This is a genomic window from Pseudomonas sp. AM8, from assembly GCF_036346475.1.
GTDB classification, from domain to species: Bacteria; Pseudomonadota; Gammaproteobacteria; order Pseudomonadales; family Pseudomonadaceae; genus Aquipseudomonas; species Aquipseudomonas marginalis.
Map to the genome: position 1 here is coordinate 862,762 of NZ_JAOTNX010000001.1, position 23,071 is coordinate 885,832.

A 23,071-nucleotide genomic window follows, 5' to 3' on the forward strand; every position below is an offset into this window, starting at 1 on the left:
TCTACCTCAGTTTCAGGGTGGCAAGGCCGACCAGGACCAGAATCACGGTGATGATCCAGAAACGGACAATCACACGCGGCTCAGGCCAGCCCTTGAGTTCAAAGTGGTGGTGAATCGGCGCCATGCGGAACACGCGGCGCCCGGTCAACTTGAAGGACGCCACCTGGATGACCACCGACAGGGTTTCCATCACGAACACGCCGCCCATGATGAACAACACGATTTCCTGGCGAACGATCACCGCGATGGTGCCCAGGGCCGCGCCCAGCGCCAGTGCGCCGACGTCGCCCATGAAGACTTGTGCGGGGTAGGTGTTGAACCACAGGAACCCCAGGCCGGCACCGATCAAGGCGCCGCAGAACACGATCAGCTCACCCGCGCCCGGTACGTAGGGGATCAGCAGGTATTCAGCGAATTTCACGTTACCCGACAGGTAGCAGAAGATACCCAGCGCGCCGCCTACCATCACCGTCGGCATGATCGCCAGGCCGTCGAGGCCGTCGGTCAGGTTCACCGCGTTGCTGGAGCCGACGATCACGAAGTAGGTCAGCACCACGAAGCCGATGCCCAACGGGATGCTGGCGTCCTTGAGCATCGGGATGATCAAGGTGGTTTCCACTGCGCTTGGCGCCGTGGTGTAGAGGAAGATCGCGGCGGCAAGGCCGAGCACCGACTGCCAGAAATACTTCCAGCGGCTTGGCAGCCCCTTGGAGTTTTTCTCGATCACCTTGCGGTAGTCATCGACCCAGCCGATGGCGCCGAACAGCAAGGTCACCAGCAGCACCACCCATACGTAGCGGTTGTGCAGGTCGGCCCACAGCAAGGTGCTGATACCGATGGACGACAGGATCAGCGCACCGCCCATGGTCGGGGTGCCGGACTTGGACAGGTGCGACTGCGGGCCGTCATTACGAACCGATTGACCAATTTGCAGGTTCTGCAGGGTGCGGATCATCCACGGCCCTAAAAACAGCGACAAAGACAGCGCGGTCAGCACACCCAGGATCCCGCGCAGGGTCAGGTACTGAAAGACCGCGAAGCCTTTGTGGAACTGTTGCAGATACTCAGCCAGCAGCAGCAGCATTAATGTTTCTCCGTACTTGAGCCACACAAGGCCGCGACGACGTTTTCCATCACCGCGCTGCGCGATCCCTTGATCAAAATGGTTGTGTGTTTGTCTTGTTCTGCCACGCCCAGTGCCTGGATCAACTCGGCCTGGGTGGCGAAATGGCGCGCACCGGGGCCGAAGGCAGCCACGGCATGGGCCATGTTCGGGCCGACGGCGTAGAGGGCGTCGACTTTACCGGTGGCATAGGCCCCGACTTCGCGATGACCTTGTTCAGCCCAGTCGCCCAACTCGCCGATATCGCCCAACACCAGCACCTTGCGCCCGTCGAAGCCTTTGAGCAGGTCGACAGCGGCATTGATGGACGACGGGTTGGCGTTATAGGTGTCATCGATCACACGCATGCCGTTGTTCGCCAGTTGCGCAACAGTACGGCCCTTGACCGGCTGCACCGCGCCCAGGCCCGTGGCGATACCGAACAGCGACACGCCCAAGACGCCAGCCGCAGCCGCAGCGGCCAAGGCATTGGCGACGTTATGGTTGCCGAGCAAATTCAGTTGCACGTGCTCGCTACCTTGCGGGGTATGCAACGTGAAGGACGGGCAGCCACGGGCATCGACGGTGATGTCGGAGGCATGGAAATCAGCTGCGGCGTTAAGCACGGCAAACGTCAGGACCTTGCGACCGGCGGCGCGTACACGCCAGGTCTCGAAGGCCTTGTCGTCCAGGTTCAAGACTGCGGTGCCCGATGCATCAAGGCCCTCAAGGATTTCACCCTTGGCCTCGACGATTTTTTCCGGGCCACCGAACTCGCCGACGTGGGCCGTACCGGCGTTATTGATAATGGCGACGTGGGGCTTGGTCAGCGCCACGGTGTAGGCGATTTCGCCGATGCGCGATGCACCCAGTTCGATCACCGCCGCGGTGTGTTCCGGGGCGAGTTCGAGCAGGGTCAGCGGAGCGCCGAAATCATTGTTCAGGTTGCCACGGGTGGCCAGCACGGGGCCGCGCGTACGCAGGATACCGGCGAGCAGTTCCTTGACCGTGGTCTTGCCGCTGGAGCCGGTGATGGCGGCAACGGGCTTATCGAAAGCGGCACGGTTCAGCGCCCCCAATTGGCCGAGGGCCAGGCGGGTGTCGGCGACCAGCAGTTGCGGCAAGGTGGAATCAGCCACTTCGCGCTGCACCAAGGCACCTGCGGCGCCTTTGGCGGCGACTTCGTTCAGGTAGTCGTGACCGTCGAAACGCGGACCGGCCAGGGCGACAAACAGTTGCCCCGGCTGGATCGCACGGCTGTCGATGCTCACACCCCTGAAGCTGCAATCGCTCGACAGTACGCGTGCCGACAAGGCCTGGGTCAGTTCACTGAACGTCATCGCCTTAAGCATGGGCGACCTCCCAGGCGGTCAAGGCATGATCGGCCTCGACCAGATCGGAGAAGGCATGACGCTCGCCGTTGATTTCCTGGTAATCCTCGTGCCCCTTACCAGCCAGCACAACCACGTCGTCAGCGCTGGCGCTGGCGATCAACTGGGCGATTGCCGCGCCGCGACCGGCGACGAAGGTGGCCTTGGATGCGTCTTTGAAGCCGGTGCGAATGTCATCGAAAATCCGGCTCGGGTCTTCGCTGCGCGGGTTGTCGTCGGTGACGAGCACACCATCGGCCAGGCGTTCGACGATCTCGGCCATCAACGGCCGCTTGCCGCGATCACGATCACCGCCACAGCCGAACAGGCAGAGCAACTTGCCCTTGGCGTGAGGGCGCAAGGCTTCGAGGACTTTTTCCAGCGCATCCGGGGTATGGGCGTAGTCAACCACCACCAGCGGCTGCGTACCGCCACCCAGGCGCTGCATGCGACCGGCCGGGCCCTCGAGCTTCGGCAGCACCTTGAGAATCTCGTCCAGTGCGTAATCCAGGCCGAGCAGCGCGCCGATGGCGGCAAGTACATTACTCAGGTTGAAACGCCCGAGCAGGGTGCTGCGCAAGTGGTGCTCGCCCTGAGGCGTGACCAGCGTGGCGCGCACGCCTTCGTCATTGAATTGGGCTTCGCGGCAATACAGGTACGCGCCGGCGTCTTCCAGGCTGTAGGTGATCAGGCGCGCTTCGCTGTCTTGGGCCGCCAGTTGGCGACCAAAAGCGTCGTCCAGGTTGATCACCCGGCACTTGAGGTCATTCCAGGCAAACAGCTTGGCCTTGGCGGCGGCGTACGCCTCCATGGTGCCGTGATAATCCAGGTGATCGCGGGACAGGTTGGTCATCACTGCCACATCAAAGGCCAGGGCGGTAACGCGGCCCTGGTCCAGACCGTGGGACGACACTTCCATGGCAATCGCCTTGGCACCGGCCTTTTTCAGGTCGGCCAGGGTCGCTTGCACGGCGATGGGGTTCGGCGTGGTGTGCAGGCCGCTTTGCAGCGCGCCATAAAAACCGGTACCCAGGGTGCCGACAATGCCGCAGTGCTGGCCCAGCAGGTCAAGGGCCTGGGCGACCAATTGGGTCACGCTGGTCTTGCCGTTGGTACCCGTCACGCCCACCAGATTGAGGTGGCGGCTCGGATCGCCGTAAAAACGCCCGGCAATATCGGACAGTTGCTTGGCCAGTCCCTTGACCGGGATCAGCGGCACGTCGGTGATCGGCAGCACCGTGGCGCCTTCGACTTCATAGGCCACGGCAGCCGCGCCGCGCTGCAGCGCGTCGGCGATGTGCGCACGGCCATCGTACTTGCCGCCCGGCACCGCCAGGAACAGGTCGCCAGCGCGCACGTTACGGCTGTCCAGGGTCAACTCGCGAATCAGCAGATCGCGGCCGGCGTGGGCAAAAATCTTGTTCAGGCTAAGAGACATCAGCCGCGCCCTCCATTGGCTTTTACTGCAGCGGCCGGTGGTCCGGCATTCGCTTGTTGGGTCGGCGGCAGGTTATCCGGGGTGATGTTCATCAGGCGCAGGGTGCCGGACATTACTTTGCTGAACACCGGTGCCGATACCAGGCCACCGAAGTAACCGGCCTTGCTCGGCTCATCGATCACAACGACGATGGCGTAGCGCGGATCGCTCATTGGGCCGAAGCCGGCGAACAGCGAGCGGTAGGAGTTTTCGGCGTAGCCCTTGGTGCCCACCGACGTCTTACGCGCGGTACCGGACTTGCCCGCCACGTGATACGCCGGCACCTGGGCACGGAATACGCCGCGCGGTGCTTCGATCACTTGTTGCAGCATGCCCTGCATGGTCTTGGCGACGTTTTCCGGGATCACCTGGGTGGCTTTCGGCGCTTCATCGACGTGGATCAGGCTCAACGGCACCATGCGTCCGTTATTGGCCAGCACGGAGAAGGCATGGGCCAGCTGGATGGCGGTCACCGACAGGCCGTAGCCGTAGGAAAGCGTGGCGGTCTCGGCTTTTTTCCAGTCGCGGTAGTTGGGCAGGTTGCCGACGCGCTCACCCGGGAAATCCAGGCCGGTGGGTTGCCCCAGGCCGATCTTCTGCGCCAGGTGGTAAATGGTTTCACCACCGATATCGAAGGCGACCTTACTCATGCCCACGTTACTGGAGTTGATCAGGATACCTGTCAAATCCAGCACCGGGCCTTCAGTACGGGACACGTCACGAATGGTGTATTTGCCCAGTTGCAACGTACCCGGATACACCTCGACCTTGTCGCTGGGTTTCCAGCGTCCGGTTTCCAGGGCGGCACTCATGGAGATGGCTTTCATGGTCGAGCCCGGCTCGAACACGTCGATCATCGCGCGGTTACGCATCATCGCCGGTTGCAGGTTGCGTCGGTTGTTCGGGTTGTAGGTCGGTTGGTTGACCATGGCGAGGATCTCGCCGGTCTTCACGTCCATGATCACCAGGCTGCCGGCCTTGGCACCGTTCTCGATGATCGCGTTACGCAGCTCACGGTTGGCCAAATATTGCAGGCGCAGGTCAATCGACAACGCCAAGGGCTTTCCGGCCTTGGCGTTTTTAGTGACTTGGACATCCTTGATCAACCTGCCGCGCCGATCCTTGATGACCTGTCGTTTTCCCGGTACCCCGGCCAGCCATTCATCGTAGGCGAGTTCCACACCTTCACGACCATGATCATCAATGTCGGTAAAGCCGACCATATGGGCAGTGGTTTCACCGGCAGGGTAGAAACGACGGAACTCCTCGATGCCGTAGACACCGGGGACTTTAAGGTCGAGCACCTGCTGGCCTTGTTCGGGGGTAAGGCCGCGAACGAGGTAGATAAATTCTTTATTTGCCTGGGCCTCGAGGCGCTCAGCCAAGGCTTTCGGATCCTGGCCCAGGGCGGCAGCCAGTTGCGGCCACTTGTCCTTGGCAACCTGCAATTCCTTGGCGTTGGCCCACAGGGTGGTCACCGGCGTACTCACCGCCAACGGCTCGCCGTTACGGTCAGTGATCAGGCCACGGTGCGCAGGGATCTGGATATGACGCAGGCTACGGGCATCGCCCTGGCCGATCAGGAAGTCACGGTCGACCACTTGCAGGTCGATGATCCGCCAGGCAATCGCACCCACCATCAATGCCAGCAAGCCGAGCATCAGGCGGAAGCGCCATGGGTAGAGTGCGCCTTCAAGCTTCATCATGGCGCCACCATGCGCACTTCGGCCGCGCCCGGGATGTGCATTTTCAGCTGTTCGGTGGCCAGCACTTCGATACGGCTATGGGCCGTCCAGGTGCTTTGCTCGAGGATCAACCGCCCCCACTCCGCCTGCGCCTTGTCACGCACGCTCAATTCCCCATAGAGGGTATTGAGCAGTTGGCGGTTGTAATGGGCGCTGTAGGACACCGCAATTGCGGACACCAGCACGCCGACAAACAGCAGCAACATAAAGAAGCTGCCGCCCGGGAGGGGCTTGGCGAAAAGCTTGCTCACCGCAGCTTCTCCGCGACGCGCATGACGGCGCTACGGGAACGTGGGTTGGCCTTGAGTTCGGCTTCGGAAGCGAACTGCGCTTTGCCATGGATTTTGATTTTCGGCACAAAGGCTTCGAAACGTACCGGCAGGTTGCGCGGCAGGTTGTCGGACTCGCCCTTGACCAGGCGGCGCATGAACAGCTTGACGATGCGGTCTTCCAGGGAGTGGAAACTGATCACCACCAGGCGACCGCCTACTTCCAGCGCCTCGAGGGCAGCCTCGAGGCCAGCCTCCAGGTCGCCCAATTCGTTGTTGACGTGGATACGCAGGCCCTGGAACGCGCGGGTCGCCGGGTTCTTGCCCTTTTCCCACGCGGGGTTGGCGACTTTCAGCACTTCGGCCAGGTCGGCGGTGCGCTCGAACGGCTGGATTTCGCGACGTTCCACCACGGCACGGGCCATGCGGCCGGCGAAGCGCTCTTCACCGTATTCCTTGAACACACGGGCGATTTCTTCCACCGGCGCAGTGGCAATGAACTGCGCGGCACTGACACCACGGGTAGGGTCCATGCGCATGTCGAGGGGGCCGTCGTTCATGAAGCTGAAGCCGCGCTCCGGGTCATCGAGCTGCGGCGAAGACACGCCCAGGTCGAGCAAAACCCCAGCCACCTTGCCCGCCATGCCGCGCTCGGCGACTTCGGCACCGAGCTCGGCAAAGCTGCGCTGCACAACGACAAAGCGGCCGTCTTCGGCCGCTAGCGCTTGCCCGGTGGCAATCGCTTGGGGGTCTTTGTCGAACCCGAGGAGCTTGCCGTCGGGCCCGAGCTGGCTGAGGATCAACCGGCTATGCCCGCCCCTGCCAAAGGTACCGTCCAGATAGCAGCCATCCGCGCGTACGGCGAGAGCCTCAACGGCTTCGTCAAGCAGTACGGTGATGTGGTTAAAGCCGCTATCAATAGTCACAGGATCAAATCACGCAGTTCATCAGGCATGGCGCCCGGTTGTTGAATAGCAGCCAGGTCAGCTGCAGAAACAGCATCCCAGGCATCTTCGTCCCACAATTGGAACTTGTTCAGTTGGCCGACCAGCATTGCGCGCTTATCCAGCTTGGCGTACTCGCGCAAACGCGGGGGCACCAGGAAACGACCACTGCCATCGAGCTCGAGGTCGACGGCATTACCAATCAGCAAACGCTGCAGACGGCGGTTTTCTTCACGCAATGAAGGCAAGGCACGCAACTTGGTCTCAATCAACTCCCACTCATCGAGGGGGTAAACACATAAACAAGGGTCAACGGCATCGATTGTGATGATCAACTGTCCGGAACTTCGCGAAATCAGCTCGTCACGATACCGGCTCGGCATGGCGAGACGGCCTTTTGCATCGAGACTGATAGCGTTAGCTCCGCGAAACACAGATGCGTTTCTCCAAATTTTAGCGTTTTACGTTCAAAAAACCCACTTTGTGCCACTTTCCGCCACTTGCGCACACTATAGGAATGCGCCCACCACACCGTCAAGGCGCGGATTCAAGGAAAAGCCTTACAGATCGGAGATTTAGGAGCGTAAAAGGAGGAGAAACCAGAGTTCGGCGGTGTTTTTGGCTCGACAAGCACAAATAGCTCAAAGAGCTACAGATCAAAGTTAAAGTGATTTATTAAGAGTAAGATTTTTTTGGTATTACGAAGATGCATCTGCCAATGATTTGGCAGGGAGGGATTCTTGCGTTACTACCGGTTTTCTGCCCGAGATTCGGACAGAAGGAAAAAGGTGGAGAGTCGATCTGTAAGCCGGGTTCTGTCTTGAACAGTCATTCGTCTACGATGGCCATCACTGGACATCTTTAGCAACCTACCCGGTCCCAGCGCGGGCCACGCCTTGGGACCCTATTTGGTCTTGCTCCAAGTGGGGTTTACCTAGCCACGAACTGTTGCCAGTCGTGCGGTGCGCTCTTACCGCACCTTTTCACCCTTACCGGCACCGAAGTACTTAGGCGGTTATTTTCTGTGGCACTTTCCGTAGGCTCACGCCTCCCAGGCATTACCTGGCACTTCGCCCTATGGAGCCCGGACTTTCCTCCCCCCCCTAATTTTCATAGAGGGCAGCGACTGTCCAATCGACTCTCCGCCGCGCAGGTTAACGGCACGACGGCCTCAGGACAAGTATTAAAAGTGCAGCATTGCCATCACGTTCGGACGGAATACCGGTTTACCCCCGGAACTATTCGGCTTTCTGTTTATCCAGCGCGACTTGATACAACACATTCTTGCGTACCCCGGTGATTTCCGCCGCCAACGCCGCAGCGCGCTTGAGGGGCATCTCCTTGAGCAGCAGGTCGAGGATACGCATGGCCTCGCTGCCGACGGCCTCTTCATTTTCCGGCGCGGTCCAGCCCGCCACCAACACCACACACTCGCCGCGCTGCTGATTACTGTCGCCCTCGACGAACGCGCGCAGCGCTTCCAGCGGCAGGCCCTTGAGGGTTTCGAAGGTTTTGGTCAGCTCACGGGCCAGCAGGGCCAGGCGCTCGCCGCCGAACACCAGCTCCATATCCTGCAGGCATTCAAGAATACGATGAGGCGCTTCGTAGAAGATCAGCGTGCGCGGCTCCTCTTTCAATGCCTGTAGACGCGCACGACGCCCCACGGCCTTGGCCGGCAGGAAACCTTCGAAAATAAAACGGTCCGACGGCAGGCCTGCCGCCGACAATGCAGCGATCAGCGCGCACGCTCCAGGAACAGGCACTACATTGATACCTGCGGCACGCGCCTGGCGGACCAGATGGTACCCAGGGTCGGAGATCAGCGGCGTACCCGCGTCCGAGATCAGCGCCACATCGTCGCCCGCCAACAACCGCACGATAAAGCGACTGCCTTCTTCGCGCTCGTTATGCTCGTGACAAGCCGCCAATGGCGTGCTGATACCAAAATGCTGCATCAAACGCTGGGAGTGTCGAGTGTCTTCCGCCGCAATCAATTTAACCTCGCGCAACACTTTCAGCGCCCGGGCACTGATGTCGTCCAGATTGCCAATGGGCGTCGCCACGACAAAAAGCGAGCCTGCCGTGGAATTCAAAGGACCTGGAGCAGTCAAAGCGCACACCTCGATGGTTGGCAAAAGCCATATTGTAGCGCGTAGGCGCCTTGAAAATATGCCATCACGGCCGATGGCTTTTCAGCCGTGCATGGCTGATCGCACCACTTGCACGACCTAAATCGACGGTTTCACGCCAGTAACATCGCGCCTGGGCCAGTGCTTGGGTACAATTCCACGCTAATTTGATCGGTATCAGGAACACTTACATGATCGCTTGCCTGCGGCTGCTCTCCGCCCTCTGCCTCGCTGCCTTACTGGCCGCTTGCGCCAGCTCGCCCTCGTCCAGCCTTGGCGACCTTCCACGGACCCCGGACGCCAGTATCGAGCAACTGCTCGAACAGGCCACCACCGCCAAGACGCCAGAAAAGGCCGCGTTGCTGCGCCTGAGTGCGGCAGACATGGCCTACCGCCAGAACAACCCTGGCCGCTCGTCGCAGATTCTTGCGCAAGTGTCCCTGGATGTCCTCAAGCCAGCCGCGCAAGTCTTTGCCAGCACCCTGGCTGCCGAATTGGCCATGACGCGCAACCAGCCCAAGGCCGCGTTGACCGCCTTGAACCATCCGAGCCTGCAAAGCCTGAAGGAGCTGCCGACCGAACAGCAGATTCGCACTGGCACCGTGCACGCCCGCGCTTATGAAGCCGATGGCCAGACCCTGGCCGCTGCCCGCGAGCGCGTCGCCATGGCGCCACTGCTCAGCGGCGATGCCGCCAAAAGCAATCACGAAGCCATCTGGACCTTGATTGCCGCACTGCCTGCGGAACAACTGCAAGCCAGCGGCAACCCGACCCTGGACGGCTGGATTACCCTGGCCCAAGCGGTCAAGGGCGCCGGTACGCTTGAGCAACAGCAGGCCGCCATAGACACCTGGCGCGCACAGAACCCGGGCCACCCGGCCGCCGTGCAACTGCCAACCCCGCTGACCAAGCTCAAGGAGCTGGCCAGCCAGCCCTTGAACAAGATCGCCCTGCTGCTGCCCCAGGAAGGCCCGCTGGCCTCCGTCGGCAAGGCCCTGCGCGAAGGTTTCATGGCGGCGCACTACCAGGCTGAACAAGCCGGGCAGAAGCCACCGGTCATCGAGTTCTATGACAGCTCGCGCCTGGCCTCCATCGACGACTTCTATGCCAAGGCCCAGGCTGCAGGCGTGCAATTGGTAGTTGGTCCGCTGGAGAAGCCATTGGTCAAGCAGCTCAGCACGCGCCCTCAGCTACCGATCACCACGCTGGCGTTGAACTACAGCGAGACCGATCAGGGCCCGGCGCAATTGTTCCAGTTCGGCCTGGCCGCTGAAGACGAAGCCCGCGAAGTGTCGCGCCGCGCCCGTGCCGATGGCCTGCACCGCGCCGCTGCCATGGTGCCCCGTGGCGAGTGGGGCGAGCGTGTCTACAAGGCCTTCCGCCAGGATTGGGAAGCCAACGGTGGCACGGTTGTCGGTGTCGAGTATGTCGACCAGCCGGTCGCCCTCGCCCAGCAAATTGCCGACCTGTTCCAACTGCGTAAAAGCGAAGGCCGCGCCAAGAGCCTGCAAAGCACAGTGGGCACAGACGTAGCGGCCCAGCCGTCACGTCGCCAGGACATCGAGTTCATCTTCCTGGCCGTTACCCCGCAACTGGCCCAGCAGATCAAGCCGACCCTGAACTTCCAGTACGCCGGTGATGTGCCGGTGTACGCCACGTCCCACGTATTCAGCGCCAGCGGTGACAAGAACCAATACCTGGACATGACCAACGTGATGTTCTGCGAAACCCCTTGGCTGCTCAACACCACCGACCCGCTGCGTAACCAGGTTGCCGCACAATGGCCGCAAGCCAACGGCAGCCTTGGCCGCCTGTATGCGATGGGCGTCGACGCCTACCGCCTGGCCCCGCGCCTGGGCCAGTTGAAGGCACTGCCGGATACACGCATTGACGGCCTCTCGGGCAACCTGGGCATCAGCACCAACCAGCGCGTCGATCGCCAGATGCCATGGGCGAAGTTCGTTGGTGGCGAGATCCAGCGCCTGCCGGACACCCCGCGCTGATGCCGGAGCGGTCTACTGCACAAAGCGGCAAGGATGCCGAACTTCAAGCATTGAAACACTTGCAACAACAGGGTCTGCGCCTGCTGGCGCAGAACTGGTTGTGTAAACGCGGCGAGCTTGATCTGGTCATGCTTGACGGCGATACAGTAGTATTCGTCGAAGTCCGCTACAGAAAACACGCACAATGGGGTGGCGCGCTCGCCAGTATCGACGGGCGCAAGCGTCAGAAGCTGATACTCGCTGCGCAGTTTTTCCTGCAAGAAGAGCATCGCTGGGCCGACGCCCCCTGCCGTTTCGATGTGGTTGCCATGGAAAGCACACCGTCTGGTCAGGTTGATCTGAACTGGCTGCAAAATGCCTTCGACAGCTGATTCACCGGACATCTTCACCACACACTTTTGCTCTTTGCTTTGCGGGCTGCACATTCCTGTGCCAAACAGCCGCGCTACTTAAGGTCACACAGATGGACATGCAATCCAGAATTCGCCAGCTTTTCCAGGCCAGCATCGACACCAAGCAACAGGCGATGGACGTACTTGCACCGCACATCGAGCAAGCCAGTCAGGTCATGGTCAATGCCTTGCTCAACGAAGGCAAAATGCTTTCGTGCGGCAACGGCGGTTCGGCCGGCGATGCCCAGCATTTTTCGTCCGAGCTGCTCAACCGCTTCGAACGTGAGCGCCCGAGCCTGCCGGCCATCGCCTTGACCACCGATTCGTCGACGATCACCTCGATCGCCAACGACTACAGCTACAACGAAATCTTCTCCAAGCAGATCCGCGCCCTGGGCCAACCAGGCGATGTGCTGCTGGCGATCTCCACCAGCGGCAACTCGGCGAATATTATTCAAGCGATCCAGGCCGCACATGATCGCGAAATGATTGTCGTAGCATTGACCGGACGCGACGGCGGCGGCATGGCCTCGCTGCTGCTGCCCGAAGATGTGGAGATTCGCGTCCCGGCCAATGTCACCGCACGTATTCAGGAAGTCCACCTGCTGGCGATCCATTGCCTGTGCGATCTGATCGACAGCCAACTGTTTGGGAGTGAAGAATGACCGTTAACCGCCTCGGCCTTTTGGCCATTACGTTGTGCCTCGGCATCAGCGGCTGCAGCACGGCAATCACTGCGACACGTGACACCCCTATTCAGGATGACAAGGGCACCCGCACCTTCGGCAGCAAGATTGACGACTCGCTGATCGAAACCAAGGTCGAAGTCAACATTGCCAAAGCCGCCACGGACCTGGGCAACGGTGCTTCACGCATCGTCGTGACCAGCTTCAACGGCGTGGTACTGCTCGCAGGCCAAACGCCACGCGCCGACCTCAAGGCCCAGGCCGAACAGGCAGCCTCGGCCGTACAGCGGGTCAAGAAGGTCCACAACGAATTGCAGGTCATGGACCCGATCACCCTGCTGGCCATCAGCAACGATGCCCTGCTGACGACCAAGATAAAGGCACAGATGCTGACCGACAACGCGATTCCCGGCTCGCGGATCAAAGTCGTCACCGATAACGGTATCGTCTACCTGATGGGCCTGCTGACCCAGGCCGAAGCCACGCGTGCAGCCAACCTGGTGCAGGGCGTCTCGGGCGTACAGAAGATTGTGAAAGTGTTCGAATACATCGACTGATATAAATCCCGTACAAAAAAAGCCCCCTGCGCCATTGGCGTCAGGGGGCTTTTTTATCGAGCGGCCTGGTGACTCAGACTTCACTCACCAGCACGTCGGCGATACGAATGCTCAAGGCGGCACCGGTCAGCGTCGGGTTCACGCAGGATGACGACGGCATCACGCTGGTGCCCGCAATAAACAGGTTCGCGTGATCATGGCTGCGACAATCCCGGTCAACCACCGAGTCCTTCGGGTCATCACCCATGATGGTCGTGCCCATGATGTGCTGACGGTTCTGGAAACCGACGTCCGTACTGAGGATATCCGCATCCAGCAGCTTGGCGAACTGCTTGAAGTCCTCCAGGGCCTTCTCTTTACCGGCATGCCAATAGGCTGGAACGCTGTAATAGATCTCCGGCACCGGCAGGCCTATGGCATCGAACTTGGTCTTGCTCGGGGTGACGCGGTTTTCCGGCAGCGGCAAGGTCTCGAAGTCCACCGCCCAGTTGAGTGAGCGTGCGGACTGCAGGCGAATCTGCTCATCCAGCTTGGAACCCAGCACGCCCTTGGCGATCAGGTTGGAAGTGATTTGCGACGTCGGCACGGTGTTGCGGACCTTGATCTTGTAGCCGGGGTAGTCCTTGCGGAACGCACCGTCGCGACGGTTCAGGTACACCAGTAGTTGAGTGGGGCCCTCTCCGGGCCACATGTCTTCCTTGGTCATGACGTTCATGCTGATGCCAGTGTGGTCCATCAGGTTGCGGCCCACCTGGTCGGACGAGTTAGCAATGCCATTAGGGTATTTGTCGGAGGTCGACATCAGCAACAGCTTCGGCGATTCGATGCCATAGGCGGCCAACACGAAATAACGCGCCGTCAGCTTGTGGGTCGACTTGTCGGGGCGCATGTACCAGACAGCAGTGATCTTGCCGTCCTCCCCCGCCTCAATCTTATACACCACCGAGTTTTCCAGAACCTTGGCGCCATGACGCTCGGCCTCGTCGATGTGCATCGAGCCGTCGTACTTGGCGGCAATCGGGCACACCGGGTTGCAGTTGTTATTGCCGGCGCACGGCGGTCGCTTGCCGTACGGACGGGTCGCGCGGCCGTTGGGCTCCAGGATCGGGTTATAGCCGCCCTTGCCGAGCATTTCCGAAAGACGCGTGAACATATAGCTGGGCTTGAGGCCTTCCATCGGGTACGGGATCGAACGCGGCGGGTAAGCCTCACCGCCCTGCCCGCTCTCGTCCTGGCCGTCGACGCCGGAGACGCCCAGCTCAGTTTCGGCGCGGGCGTAGAACGGTTCCAGCTCGTCGTAGCTAATCGGCCAGTCGCGGCCCTGGCCATACAACGATTTCAGGCGAAAATCGTTCGGCAACATGCGCCATAACGATGAGCCGAAGTGCCAGGTGGTGCCACCCACCACCCGCAAATACGAGGTGTTGTATTTGACCGGGCCGACCTGCTGCAGGTAATCGCCATAGGTCGACGGCGCGTGGGGCAGGCTCGGGTACGGCGAACCTGCGCCCTGCAGTTTGGCGTTGGCCAGTGACAGCTTGACCGGCGCATTGCGAAAGGTTTCCACCACATCGCGGCGATTGACCCGAGGGCCGGCCTCAAGAACGATCACCGACTTGTTCGCCTTGGCCAAGCCGGTGGCAATCAGCCCGCCCATGACACCGGAGCCGATGATGACTACGTCGGCATCGAAATCAGCCTTGCTCATAGTTTGAAGTCCTGTGGCGCTTTAGGTTTGGGGCCCCATGAGTCCGGGCCGCCACCGTAAGTGGGGATGATGAGAGTGCCGTGAGTGGGCCGGTACATCAGCGCTTCGCTGTAGCTGACGAGTTCCGCGTCGGCCGGCTCGCCGACGATACCCAGATACCAGGCCGAAATGATGCTGGTAGCCGTTATCTTCAACGACGGATCGGCATCGGCCAGCGCCAGGTAATCATCGACATGCTTGAGGCCACGTTCGGCGATCAACTGCTTGAGGGCGATCACATGGGTCGAAAAGTTCGGCGCACGTTTATCCAGGGCCGCGTAGTAACGAGCCGCCAGAACCGCGTTGACCGGACGACTGACCAGAAACTGCGACAGGGCCGCAAAGTCGGCGTCCGACTGAGCGGCCGCCATAACCGACTGCCAGGGCACCAGGCCGCTGACCAGCGCGGTCAACCCCAACGTGACCGAGCCGCGCAACAAGCTGCGGCGTGAGAGTGCATTGATTGATGAGTCCATGGTTCAAACCTCCAGACGTCGGCGACGGACAATTAGGATCACCGCCAAGGCAATCAGGATGCAGGCAAGGATGATCGCCGAAGGCGCGAACTTGGCCATCACCGCCAACGGCGCCTTGGGGCCACCCGCGCGAACCTGAGCCACATCGGCGGCGGACACCTTCTGCGCATCATTGCCGTAGCGGGACAGCACATAGTTGCTCACGTCGGCAATCTGCTGGTCATTGAGGCGATCGGTAAACAACGCATCCGGGCCGAACGCCGGCATGTCGATAGCCACGCCATCCACCTCGCGGTGCACGCCATAGACGATTGCGGCGATCAGGTTGTCGCTGCGACTGGTGGCGGTGTTGTGGAACAGCGACGGGTATTCACGGGTGCCCTGGCCATTGGCCTGGTGACAGTTGGCGCAGGTGCCGCTGAAAATATGCCAGCCAGGGTTGTCTTCGGGTTTGCCACCGCGCAGGGTCAACTCATCGCTGGAGGCTTGGCCGAACTCATGCCGAGCTTTGGTCTCACCGGTGTTGATCGGCTGGGTTTGCAGCAGGTAAGCGGCGATGGCCTTGAGGTCGACATCGTCCAGATGTTGCAGGCTGTGCTCGACCGCTTCGGCCATTGGCCCGGCGGCCTGCGCCTTGCCTTCCACATGGCCGGTACGCAGGTAAGCTACCAGATCATCGCTGGACCAGGCGCCGATGCCGCTGGTTTTGTCAGAAGTGATGTTGGGCGCGTACCAACTGCCCAATGCGCCACCGGCGAGTGGCTTGCTGTTATCGGCCGCCATCAGCACATTGCGCGGGGTGTGGCAGGTGTCGCAGTGGGCCAGGGCATTAACCAAGTAGTCGCCACGGTTCACTTCGGCGGATTTCCCGGGATCCGGGGTGAAGCGCTTCTGGCTATGGAATAACGCATTCCAGCCAAGCATCGACGCGCGGATGTTGAACGGGAAGTCCAGATCGGTCTTCTGTGTCGTGGCGTCGACGGGCTGCACTTCGTGCATGAAGTAGTGGTAGAGGTCCGCTACATCGGCATCGGTCATCTTCGCGTAGGAGGTGTAAGGCATTGCTGGATAGAGGTGCGTGCCATTCGGCGTGACGCCGTCCCTTACCGCACGAGCGAATTGCTCAGCGGTATAGCCGCCGATACCCGCAGATTTGGACGGGGTGATATTGGTCGAATAAATCACCCCCATCGGCGAGCTGAGCGGGTAGCCGCCCGCAAAAGGCTGGCCGCCTGGCGCGGTGTGACACGCCACGCAATCCGCTGCGATCGCCAGGCGCTTGCCGGGTGACGAAGAGTCATCCAGCGCCTGGCCCTGAGCACTGCTGGCGATACACGCGACAAGCGTGAGCACGCTCGCCAGCACATACCTAGTGCTTGTTCCCCTACCCGTTTTACGCGGCATGACTTTTACCTTAAGCACTGTATTCATGACTTTCGAGGACTCACACGTTGCTGTGAATCATCGAAAATTCGAGATGTCATAGGACGTCATATGACAGCACGCCGCGAATATTTCACGCGACGCAATATTTGGCAACAAATTTAAAGGCCAAATGACATCAGTCGAGCATCCATTCAGACGCGTCTAAATCAATGCTTTCGAAGCATCACCGGAATTCTTCGTGGTCACGTTAATGATATTTTTGAAAAAAACAGACGAATTTCTTTAAATTTTCGTGATGCTTGAACGTGTGTGCTGTCATTTAGCCTTCAGTCCTGTAAAACGCTGTCGATAGAGGTACGACAACTGCCGTCACCGCCGAGGTGCCGGCCCTCACTTCGTTGATGAATCCATCAGCATCTCCCAGGACGAACCGATGAGCTGGCTTAACGATGCAAAACTCTCAACCAAACTGATCACCTCCTTTTCACTCTGCGCCCTGATTACCCTGGGCGTGGGCGTGCTGGGTAGCCGGGGGGTATCTGCGCTGTCGGAAAGCCTCAGGTCGGTGTTCAACAACAACCTGGTCGCCATCGCCAACAGCGCTCAGACCAAGATCAAAGCCGTGGGGCAAAGTCGCGATCTGTATCGCCTGTATATCGCCCACGCCAGCGATGCATCCCAGTCGGTGAAAGACGAATTCATCGCCTCGATGAACGCCAATCGACTGGCAAGCGAGAAGGCATTTACCCTCTATCGCCAGCGCCCTCTGGCGGATGATGAGCGCGCAGCCGGCGATAAAATGGAGCGTGACTGGCCGGTGTATCAAGCCATGGTCCAGCAGTACATCGCACTGCTGAATGCGCATGAGCTGGATAAGGCGCGAACGCTGCTGTTCGGTGACCTGCAAAAAAACTATCGAACCGTGATGGATGAGCTGACCATCATGGTCGACTCCAATGATCGCCAGGTTGCAGAGAACGCAACGGATGCAACGGTGCAAGAATCTTTGGCGAAGAAAACCCTGTACTCGGGCATTGTGCTGGCGTTTATTGCGGCGATCCTTTTGGGCCTGTTTATCAGCCGCTTGATCAGCCGCCCAATTGCCACGGCCGTGACCAGCGCACGACGCATTGCCGATGGCGACCTGACCCAGGCCATCGTCAGCACCAGCCGCGACGAAACCGGCCAACTGTTGAGCGCACTGGGCGATATGCAATCGAGCTTGAAGCAAACGATCCAGCAAATTGCCAGCGCCTCTGACCAATTGGCGTCTGCCGCAGAAGAACTCACAGCGGTTACCGATAACGGCAGCCGCAGCCTGGTTCGCCAGAACGACGAGATCCAGCAAGCCGCGACGGCGGTGACCGAGATGACCTCAGCGGTAGAAGAAGTGGCGCGTAATGCGGTGTCCACCTCCGAGGCTTCCCGCACCACCAGTGAACAGGCCACCAACGGCCGCGACCAGGCGCGCAAGGCTGTCACCGCGATCAACCACGCCACTGGCGAGATCGACACGTCGACCACCATGGTCAAGGACCTGGCCGGCCAGGTGCGTGATATCGGCAAGGTCTTGGACGTGATTCGGGGCATTGCCGAGCAGACCAACCTGCTGGCCCTCAATGCCGCCATCGAGGCTGCCAGGGCCGGGGAGCAAGGTCGCGGCTTTGCCGTGGTCGCGGATGAAGTACGCGCCCTCGCCGCCCGCACCCAGGCCTCGACCGGAGAGATCGAAAGCATGATCAATGCTGTGCAAAGCAGTGCCGACCAGGCCGTAGGCGCCATGGGCAAAAGCCAGGCCTTGGTCAACGACACCCAGACCCTGGCCCAGGCCACGGGCGAGGCGCTGGAACAGATCGCCGAGGGAATTTCCCAGATCAACGAGCGCAACCTGGTGATCGCAACAGCCTCGGAAGAACAGGCCCATGTGGCGCGTGAAGTCGACCGCAACCTGGTGAATATCCAGGACCTGTCGACACAAACAGCAGCCGGCGCGCACCAGACCAATGCATCGACCCAAGAGTTGTCGAACCTCGCGACGTCTTTCAACACCCTCGTCAGCCGGTTCCACCTGTAAAATATCCGGCGACAAAAAGGGCGCCATGCATTGACTGCATGGCGCCCTTTTTAGTGGTCAGCGTTTATTGGTATTGCTGATACGGGTTGCCCTGGAACTGGTTGTTCTGCTGCGGCGCCTGTTGCTGCGCGCCAGGCTGGCCGTACTGCTGGCCGGGGATCGGGCCGAGGTTTACTTCTACGCGACGGTTCTGCGCACGACCGTTCACGTCGGCGTTGCTGGCAATCGGGTTATCCGGGCCGGCACCGCGCGCGCTGAGGTTCGCACCGTTGACGCCTTGGGAAGTCAGGTAGTTGGCCACGCTCTGGGCACGACGCTGGGACAGGTCCATGTTCAGTTGGCGGCTGCCGGTGCTGTCGGTGTAGCCGACGATCTGGATGGTGTTCTGGTTGAACTGCTTGAGGGAGTTGGCCAGGTTGTTCAGCGGCTGGTAGAAGCTGCTGGAGATCGCGTCCGAGTTGGTGGCGAACGTGATGTTACCCGGCATGATCAGCTTGATCTGGTCGCCCTGGCGCTGAACTTCAACCCCGGTATTGGCCATGCTCTCGCGCAGTTTCTTTTCCTGCTGGTCGGCGTAGTAGCCATAACCCGCAGCGCCGGCACCCGCAACCACCGCACCGATCAGCGCGCCCTTGCCACGGTTGTTATGGTCGATGGCAGCACCCGCCAATGCACCGGCCAGGGCACCCAGGCCACCGTACTTGGCGGTCTTGCTCATACCGCTGGATTCATTATTCGCCTGTCCCTGGCTGCTGCCGTCATAAGGATTAGGTGAAGCGCAGCCGGACAACAGGGCTACGGCGGTAGCAACAACAAGCAGACGACGCGGAGTGAACATGAAGGGAGCTCCTACTTTTTGCATTCTGTGGTGCAAAGGACATTGGCAATGGACCCGTGCCGAGTTTGGAACGCGACAAACGGTAAAAATTCCGTGGGCGCGCCCCGAGCTGTAACAAAACGTTCGGGACTTGCGCTACGACAGAAACCGTAGCAGACACACGCTGAACGCGGCCTGAGTTTTTGCTACAGCGGATTGCCGTTTGAACACTTCCTTTCACGCCCGCACAAACGGGTTCTCACGCATCTCGTCACCCAGGCGCGTATCCGGGCCATGACCGGTCACCACCGTCGCGCCTTCGTCCAGCGTGTAGAGCCGCTGCTTGATCGAACGCACGATCGTCGCCTGGTCCCCACCCCACAAATCCGTACGCCCTACGCCGCGCCGAAACAGCGTGTCCCCGGCAATCAGCAGTTTGGCATCGGCAAACCAGAAGCTCATCGAACCTGGCGTGTGCCCCGGTGTATGCAGCGCAACACCGCATCCGCAGGCCAACGCCTCATCATCGGCCAGCCAGCGATCCGGCGACGGCACCGGGGTGTAGGGCACACCAAACATCTGGCACTGCATCTTCAGGTTGTCCCAGAGAAACTGGTCTTCCTTGTGCAGATGCAGGGTGGCACCGGTCTTTTCCTTCAATTGCCCCGAGGCCAGGAAGTGATCGAGATGGGCATGGGTGTGGATGATGCTCACCACTTTCAGGCCCAGCGCATCGAGACGTGCCAGGATCAACTCATGGTTGCCACCCGGGTCGACCACGATGGCCTTTTTGGTGATGGGGTCGCCAATGATCGTGCAGTTGCACTGCAACGGGCCGACCGGGAAGGTTTCGCGGATCAGCGCGGCTTTTTCAATATTCATCGGTGCTCCTGCGGGCTCTATGGCATATTCCGCACAGTATGGTTGACGAGGCGCCAGACCTGAAGAGCAGCGACTGCTAAGCTTGCCAGCGCCATCGAAAAACAATCCAGGCCCCCACAAGCATGCCGCGTTGGAGCGAGCCCCATGGCGAATCAACTGATCATCTGCGAGCACTGCGACTGCGTGTACGAAAAAGTCACGCTCGCCAAACATCAAAAAGCCCACTGCATACGTTGCGCAGGCGTGCTCCAGCGCTACAACGGCCTGACCGTGCAACAGCGTCTCGCCCTGACGCTGACGGCTGCGGTGCTGTGGACGTTCGCCAATTTCTATCCCGTGATGAGTATCAGCCTGCAAGGCCTGAAAAGCAGCGCCACGCTATGGGACTCGGTGGTAGCGCTGAGCCTGGGGCCGATCACGTTTATCGCGTTGGTGGCGGCCATTTCCATCATCATCGCGCCAGTGTTCCAGTTACTGCTGCTGATGTGGGTCTTGAGCTTCGCCCTCGCGGGCAAGCGCTCACCGGCGTTCCGATTGTGCATGCGTTGGCTGGAGGCACTCAGGCCCTGGAGCATGCTGGAGGTGTGTCTGCTCGGGGCAATGGTGGCGGTGTTCAAGCTGGCCGGCATGCTTGATGTGATCCCCGGCACCGGCCTGTTTGCCCTGGCCGTGCTCAGCCTGTTGCTGATCCGCATTGCCGGGCGTGATGTGCGCGACCTGTGGGACAGCGTATGAACACACCGCCGACGGCCAGCGAGCTCGGCCTGTGCCTCTGTCACAGCTGCGGATTGTCCTGCGACATGCGCGACGGGCCGAACGAATGCGAGCGCTGCGGCGCGCCCTTGCACCGGCGCAAGGTCAGTTCCCTGAGGCGCACCTGGGCCTACATGCTCACCGCGCTGGCGTTCTATGTGCCGGCCAATCTCCTGCCGGTGATGAACACCACCATGCTCGGCTCGGGGGCGGACAGTACTATCATGAGTGGGGTGTTGGAGTTCTGGCAGCACGGCGCGTGGGACATTGCGCTGATTATTTTCATCGCCAGCATCGCAGTGCCCGGCATCAAGTTTGTGTCCCTGGCCCTGCTGCTGGTCACCGTGCAGCGCAATAGCCTTTGGGCACGCAAGGAACGTTCGAAGCTGTTCCGCTTCGTCGAACTGATTGGCTACTGGTCGATGCTGGATGTCATCGTGGTCGCGCTGGTGGCCGCACTGGTGAAGTTCCAGGCCCTAGGCACCATCGAGCCGCGCCTGGGTATCCTGTTTTTCGGCCTGGTGGTGGTGTTTACCATGCTGGCCGCCATGAGCTTCGACCCGAGGCTGATCTGGGAAACCCCACACAACAAGGAGACCGCGGATGACGTCACATCCCACTGACACCCCGCAAGCCCCAGGATCGCCTGCAATCAAGACACGGCGCTTCAGCGTTTCGCTGGTGTGGATCGTGCCGATCGTCGCGGTGCTGGTGGGGATTTCGCTGGTGGTACACAGCGTCCTCCAGCAGGGCCCGACCATCACCCTCAATTTCAAGACCGGCAGCGGTCTGACCGCGAACAAAACCGAGGTCAAGTACCGCAACGTGGTGATCGGCCAGGTGACCGACGTCGCCTTGAGCGACGACCAGAAAAGCGTCAACGCCACGGTTCAACTGGCCAAGCAGGCCGAAAGCTTCACCCGCGCCGATTCGCAGTTCTGGGTGGTACGCCCGCGTATCGGCGCCGGCGGCGTATCCGGCATCGACACCCTGCTCTCCGGCGACTACATAGGTGCCGACATCGGCCAATCGGAGACCCGTGCCAAGCAGTTCAAAGGCCTGGAAAACCCGCCGCCCATCACCTACGGCGAACCGGGCAAGCGTTTCACGCTGCACACGCAGACCCTCGGTTCGCTGGATATCGGCTCACCGGTGTACTACCGCAAAATCGAGGTCGGCCAGGTGGTGGCCTACGAGTTGGATGCCGAAGGCAAGGGTGTCAATGTCGAGGTGTTCGTGCATGCGCCCAATGATGCCTATGTCACCGAAAACACGCGTTTCTGGAATGCCAGCGGGGTTGACCTGAGCGTCGGCGCCAATGGCTTCGCGCTGAAGACCGAATCGCTTTCGTCCATGCTGGTCGGTGGTATCGCCTTTCGGGCGCCGCCGTACAGCCCCAACGACAAACCGGCCGACGAGGCACGTACCTTTGAGCTCTTCGACGACCAGGACAGCGCCCTCGCCCCACCCAATGGCGAGGGGCAATACATGGCCCTGCGCTTCGACCAGGCATTGCGCGGGCTCAAGGTCGGGGCGCCGGTGGAGTTCCTCGGCGTCGAGTTTGGCAAAGTGGTATCGATCAACCTCGACTTCGATGCCAGTAAACGCAGCTTCCCACTCAACGTCGGTATCGTGATCTATCCACAGTTGCTCGGACAGGCCCACACCAAACTGCTCAAGGTCATGAACCATGACCCCAACGATGAGGCCGCCGGCGTACGGCTGATCGGCTCGTTCATCGAAAATGGCCTGCGCGCCCAGGCACGCAGCGGCAACCTGTTGACCGGCCAGTTATACATCGCGCTGGACTTCTACCCGAAAGCCGAGAAGGTCAAATTTGACCCCAGCCTGCGCCCGGTCAGCATTCCAACCATTCCCGGCAACCTCGAGCAACTGCAGGAAAAACTCGAGAGCATCGTCAACAAGATCAACCAACTGCCGATCGAACGTATTGCCGGCAACCTCGACAGCAACCTGGTCGAGCTGCGCAAAGGCCTGACCCAATTCAATGCCAAGACCCTGCCCGGCGTGCAGAACACCCTGGCTGACGTGAGCAAGACCCTGCAATCGGCCAGTTCCACCCTGGCCGAGGATTCACCGCAGCGCGAGCAACTGACCCAGACCCTGGATGAACTGGGGCGCATGTCGCGCTCCCTGCGCGAGCTGTCGGACTACCTGGGCCGTCACCCGGAATCGCTGATTCGCGGACGCCCCGACAACGCCGCGCCCCTGGACCTGCAAGGACCTCCGCGCAAATGACCC

Annotated in this window: 21 protein-coding genes, 1 other RNA gene and 1 pseudogene; 9 read left to right on the forward strand and 14 right to left on the reverse strand. The window is 60.6% G+C overall.

Annotated elements, in window-relative coordinates:
- Position 1: 1 nt before the first annotated feature.
- From mraY to rsmI, 9 genes are all read right to left on the reverse strand, one after another.
- Complete coding sequence (gene mraY / locus V3W40_RS04155; RefSeq protein ID WP_330214500.1) at positions 2-1,084, reverse strand: phospho-N-acetylmuramoyl-pentapeptide-transferase; 1,083 nt, start codon at positions 1,082-1,084, stop codon at positions 2-4.
- Positions 1,084-2,454 carry a UDP-N-acetylmuramoyl-tripeptide--D-alanyl-D-alanine ligase gene (locus V3W40_RS04160; RefSeq protein ID WP_330214501.1) on the reverse strand — a complete coding sequence of 457 codons (1,371 nt, stop codon included), beginning with the start codon at positions 2,452-2,454 and terminating at the stop codon, positions 1,084-1,086. The genes mraY and V3W40_RS04160 overlap by 1 nt, the downstream gene beginning before the upstream one ends.
- Positions 2,447-3,910: a UDP-N-acetylmuramoyl-L-alanyl-D-glutamate--2,6-diaminopimelate ligase gene (locus tag V3W40_RS04165; protein WP_065924259.1), complete on the reverse strand. Its 1,464-nt coding sequence runs from the start codon at positions 3,908-3,910 to the stop codon at positions 2,447-2,449. Before V3W40_RS04165 ends, V3W40_RS04160 begins: the two co-directional genes overlap by 8 nt.
- Positions 3,910-5,652, reverse strand: coding sequence for a peptidoglycan D,D-transpeptidase FtsI family protein (locus tag V3W40_RS04170; protein ID WP_162844256.1), 1,743 nt, complete (start codon positions 5,650-5,652; stop codon positions 3,910-3,912). Before V3W40_RS04170 ends, V3W40_RS04165 begins: the two co-directional genes overlap by 1 nt.
- Positions 5,652-5,945 carry a cell division protein FtsL gene (gene ftsL, locus V3W40_RS04175; protein WP_003216203.1) on the reverse strand — a complete coding sequence of 98 codons (294 nt, stop codon included), beginning with the start codon at positions 5,943-5,945 and terminating at the stop codon, positions 5,652-5,654. The genes V3W40_RS04170 and ftsL overlap by 1 nt, the downstream gene beginning before the upstream one ends.
- Positions 5,942-6,889 carry a 16S rRNA (cytosine(1402)-N(4))-methyltransferase RsmH gene (gene rsmH / locus V3W40_RS04180; protein WP_010213048.1) on the reverse strand — a complete coding sequence of 316 codons (948 nt, stop codon included), beginning with the start codon at positions 6,887-6,889 and terminating at the stop codon, positions 5,942-5,944. The genes ftsL and rsmH overlap by 4 nt, the downstream gene beginning before the upstream one ends.
- The gene (gene mraZ / locus V3W40_RS04185) at positions 6,886-7,341 is read right to left on the reverse strand and encodes a division/cell wall cluster transcriptional repressor MraZ (RefSeq protein ID WP_003171868.1); all 456 of its coding nucleotides are present in this window, start codon (positions 7,339-7,341) and stop codon (positions 6,886-6,888) included. The genes rsmH and mraZ overlap by 4 nt, the downstream gene beginning before the upstream one ends.
- A 354-nt stretch (positions 7,342-7,695) precedes the next feature.
- An RNA gene (gene rnpB, locus V3W40_RS04190) (RNase P RNA component class A) lies at positions 7,696-8,049 on the reverse strand.
- A gap of 96 nt (positions 8,050-8,145) precedes the next feature.
- Positions 8,146-9,018 (reverse strand): 16S rRNA (cytidine(1402)-2'-O)-methyltransferase, encoded by an 873-nt coding sequence (gene rsmI, locus V3W40_RS04195; protein ID WP_027604767.1) that lies wholly within the window; start codon positions 9,016-9,018, stop codon positions 8,146-8,148.
- Between the two features lie 209 nt (positions 9,019-9,227).
- On the opposite strand from rsmI, the gene V3W40_RS04200 reads away from it, so the two are divergent.
- From V3W40_RS04200 to V3W40_RS04215, 4 genes are all read left to right on the forward strand, one after another.
- Positions 9,228-11,039: a penicillin-binding protein activator gene (locus V3W40_RS04200; RefSeq protein ID WP_027604768.1), complete on the forward strand. Its 1,812-nt coding sequence runs from the start codon at positions 9,228-9,230 to the stop codon at positions 11,037-11,039.
- Positions 11,039-11,410, forward strand: a complete 372-nt coding sequence (locus V3W40_RS04205; RefSeq protein WP_065924262.1) for a YraN family protein — start codon at positions 11,039-11,041, stop codon at positions 11,408-11,410. Before V3W40_RS04200 ends, V3W40_RS04205 begins: the two co-directional genes overlap by 1 nt.
- A gap of 92 nt (positions 11,411-11,502) precedes the next feature.
- On the forward strand, positions 11,503-12,096 hold the full coding sequence (locus tag V3W40_RS04210; RefSeq protein ID WP_007904374.1) for a phosphoheptose isomerase: 594 nt from the start codon (positions 11,503-11,505) through the stop codon (positions 12,094-12,096).
- Positions 12,093-12,674: a BON domain-containing protein gene (locus V3W40_RS04215; protein WP_027604770.1), complete on the forward strand. Its 582-nt coding sequence runs from the start codon at positions 12,093-12,095 to the stop codon at positions 12,672-12,674. The genes V3W40_RS04210 and V3W40_RS04215 overlap by 4 nt, the downstream gene beginning before the upstream one ends.
- A gap of 73 nt (positions 12,675-12,747) precedes the next feature.
- Here the strand turns inward: V3W40_RS04215 and V3W40_RS04220 are convergent, their stop codons facing one another.
- Genes V3W40_RS04220 through V3W40_RS04230 form a run of 3 tightly spaced genes read right to left on the reverse strand, consistent with a single transcriptional unit; the run spans position 12,748 to position 16,301 of the window.
- Positions 12,748-14,382: a GMC family oxidoreductase gene (locus tag V3W40_RS04220; protein WP_330214502.1), complete on the reverse strand. Its 1,635-nt coding sequence runs from the start codon at positions 14,380-14,382 to the stop codon at positions 12,748-12,750.
- Entirely contained in the window at positions 14,379-14,897 is a 519-nt protein-coding gene (locus tag V3W40_RS04225; protein ID WP_315336774.1) for a sugar dehydrogenase complex small subunit, read from the reverse strand. Before V3W40_RS04225 ends, V3W40_RS04220 begins: the two co-directional genes overlap by 4 nt.
- A 3-nt stretch (positions 14,898-14,900) precedes the next feature.
- Complete coding sequence (locus V3W40_RS04230) at positions 14,901-16,301, reverse strand: cytochrome c (protein ID WP_330214503.1); 1,401 nt, start codon at positions 16,299-16,301, stop codon at positions 14,901-14,903.
- Between the two features lie 415 nt (positions 16,302-16,716).
- On the opposite strand from V3W40_RS04230, the pseudogene V3W40_RS34650 reads away from it, so the two are divergent.
- Both V3W40_RS34650 and V3W40_RS34655 read left to right on the forward strand, forming a co-directional pair.
- Positions 16,717-17,502, forward strand: a pseudogene (locus tag V3W40_RS34650) (MCP four helix bundle domain-containing protein); the annotation flags it as partial.
- Positions 17,494-18,357 (forward strand): methyl-accepting chemotaxis protein, encoded by an 864-nt coding sequence (locus tag V3W40_RS34655; protein ID WP_407003260.1) that lies wholly within the window; start codon positions 17,494-17,496, stop codon positions 18,355-18,357. The pseudogene V3W40_RS34650 and the gene V3W40_RS34655, both read left to right, overlap by 9 nt.
- 64 nt (positions 18,358-18,421) lie before the next feature.
- Here V3W40_RS34655 and V3W40_RS04240 read toward each other — a convergent pair whose 3' ends face one another.
- Both V3W40_RS04240 and V3W40_RS04245 read right to left on the reverse strand, forming a co-directional pair.
- Complete coding sequence (locus tag V3W40_RS04240) at positions 18,422-19,195, reverse strand: OmpA family protein (protein ID WP_053131457.1); 774 nt, start codon at positions 19,193-19,195, stop codon at positions 18,422-18,424.
- A gap of 216 nt (positions 19,196-19,411) precedes the next feature.
- Complete coding sequence (locus V3W40_RS04245; RefSeq protein ID WP_330214505.1) at positions 19,412-20,056, reverse strand: MBL fold metallo-hydrolase; 645 nt, start codon at positions 20,054-20,056, stop codon at positions 19,412-19,414.
- A 144-nt stretch (positions 20,057-20,200) separates the two neighbouring features.
- Here V3W40_RS04245 and V3W40_RS04250 point away from each other — a divergent pair, with 144 nt between their 5' ends.
- From V3W40_RS04250 to V3W40_RS04260, 3 genes are read left to right on the forward strand one after another with little or no spacing between them, the layout of a single operon-like run.
- Positions 20,201-20,791 carry a paraquat-inducible protein A gene (locus V3W40_RS04250; RefSeq protein WP_027604773.1) on the forward strand — a complete coding sequence of 197 codons (591 nt, stop codon included), beginning with the start codon at positions 20,201-20,203 and terminating at the stop codon, positions 20,789-20,791.
- Positions 20,788-21,432: a paraquat-inducible protein A gene (locus tag V3W40_RS04255; protein ID WP_330214506.1), complete on the forward strand. Its 645-nt coding sequence runs from the start codon at positions 20,788-20,790 to the stop codon at positions 21,430-21,432. Before V3W40_RS04250 ends, V3W40_RS04255 begins: the two co-directional genes overlap by 4 nt.
- Positions 21,413-23,068, forward strand: a complete 1,656-nt coding sequence (locus V3W40_RS04260) for a PqiB family protein (RefSeq protein WP_098480362.1) — start codon at positions 21,413-21,415, stop codon at positions 23,066-23,068. Before V3W40_RS04255 ends, V3W40_RS04260 begins: the two co-directional genes overlap by 20 nt.
- The last annotated feature ends 3 nt before the right edge of the window (positions 23,069-23,071 follow it).

Excerpts from the sequence above, each read along its gene's own strand:
- mraY (WP_330214500.1), bottom strand. The coding sequence starts at position 1,084 with ATGCTGCTGCTGCTGGCTGAGTATCTGCAACAGTTCCACAAAGGCTTC.
- V3W40_RS04160 (WP_330214501.1), bottom strand. The coding sequence starts at position 2,454 with ATGCTTAAGGCGATGACGTTCAGTGAACTGACCCAGGCCTTGTCGGCA.
- V3W40_RS04165 (WP_065924259.1), bottom strand. The coding sequence starts at position 3,910 with ATGTCTCTTAGCCTGAACAAGATTTTTGCCCACGCCGGCCGCGATCTG.
- V3W40_RS04170 (WP_162844256.1), bottom strand. The coding sequence starts at position 5,652 with ATGAAGCTTGAAGGCGCACTCTACCCATGGCGCTTCCGCCTGATGCTC.
- V3W40_RS04200 (WP_027604768.1), top strand. The coding sequence starts at position 9,228 with ATGATCGCTTGCCTGCGGCTGCTCTCCGCCCTCTGCCTCGCTGCCTTA.
- V3W40_RS04205 (WP_065924262.1), top strand. The coding sequence starts at position 11,039 with ATGCCGGAGCGGTCTACTGCACAAAGCGGCAAGGATGCCGAACTTCAA.
- V3W40_RS04210 (WP_007904374.1), top strand. The coding sequence starts at position 11,503 with ATGGACATGCAATCCAGAATTCGCCAGCTTTTCCAGGCCAGCATCGAC.
- V3W40_RS04215 (WP_027604770.1), top strand. The coding sequence starts at position 12,093 with ATGACCGTTAACCGCCTCGGCCTTTTGGCCATTACGTTGTGCCTCGGC.
- V3W40_RS04220 (WP_330214502.1), bottom strand. The coding sequence starts at position 14,382 with ATGAGCAAGGCTGATTTCGATGCCGACGTAGTCATCATCGGCTCCGGT.
- V3W40_RS04225 (WP_315336774.1), bottom strand. The coding sequence starts at position 14,897 with ATGGACTCATCAATCAATGCACTCTCACGCCGCAGCTTGTTGCGCGGC.
- V3W40_RS04230 (WP_330214503.1), bottom strand. The coding sequence starts at position 16,301 with ATGCCGCGTAAAACGGGTAGGGGAACAAGCACTAGGTATGTGCTGGCG.
- V3W40_RS34655 (WP_407003260.1), top strand. The coding sequence starts at position 17,494 with ATGCAATCGAGCTTGAAGCAAACGATCCAGCAAATTGCCAGCGCCTCT.
- V3W40_RS04240 (WP_053131457.1), bottom strand. The coding sequence starts at position 19,195 with ATGTTCACTCCGCGTCGTCTGCTTGTTGTTGCTACCGCCGTAGCCCTG.
- V3W40_RS04245 (WP_330214505.1), bottom strand. The coding sequence starts at position 20,056 with ATGAATATTGAAAAAGCCGCGCTGATCCGCGAAACCTTCCCGGTCGGC.
- V3W40_RS04250 (WP_027604773.1), top strand. The coding sequence starts at position 20,201 with ATGGCGAATCAACTGATCATCTGCGAGCACTGCGACTGCGTGTACGAA.
- V3W40_RS04255 (WP_330214506.1), top strand. The coding sequence starts at position 20,788 with ATGAACACACCGCCGACGGCCAGCGAGCTCGGCCTGTGCCTCTGTCAC.
- V3W40_RS04260 (WP_098480362.1), top strand. The coding sequence starts at position 21,413 with ATGACGTCACATCCCACTGACACCCCGCAAGCCCCAGGATCGCCTGCA.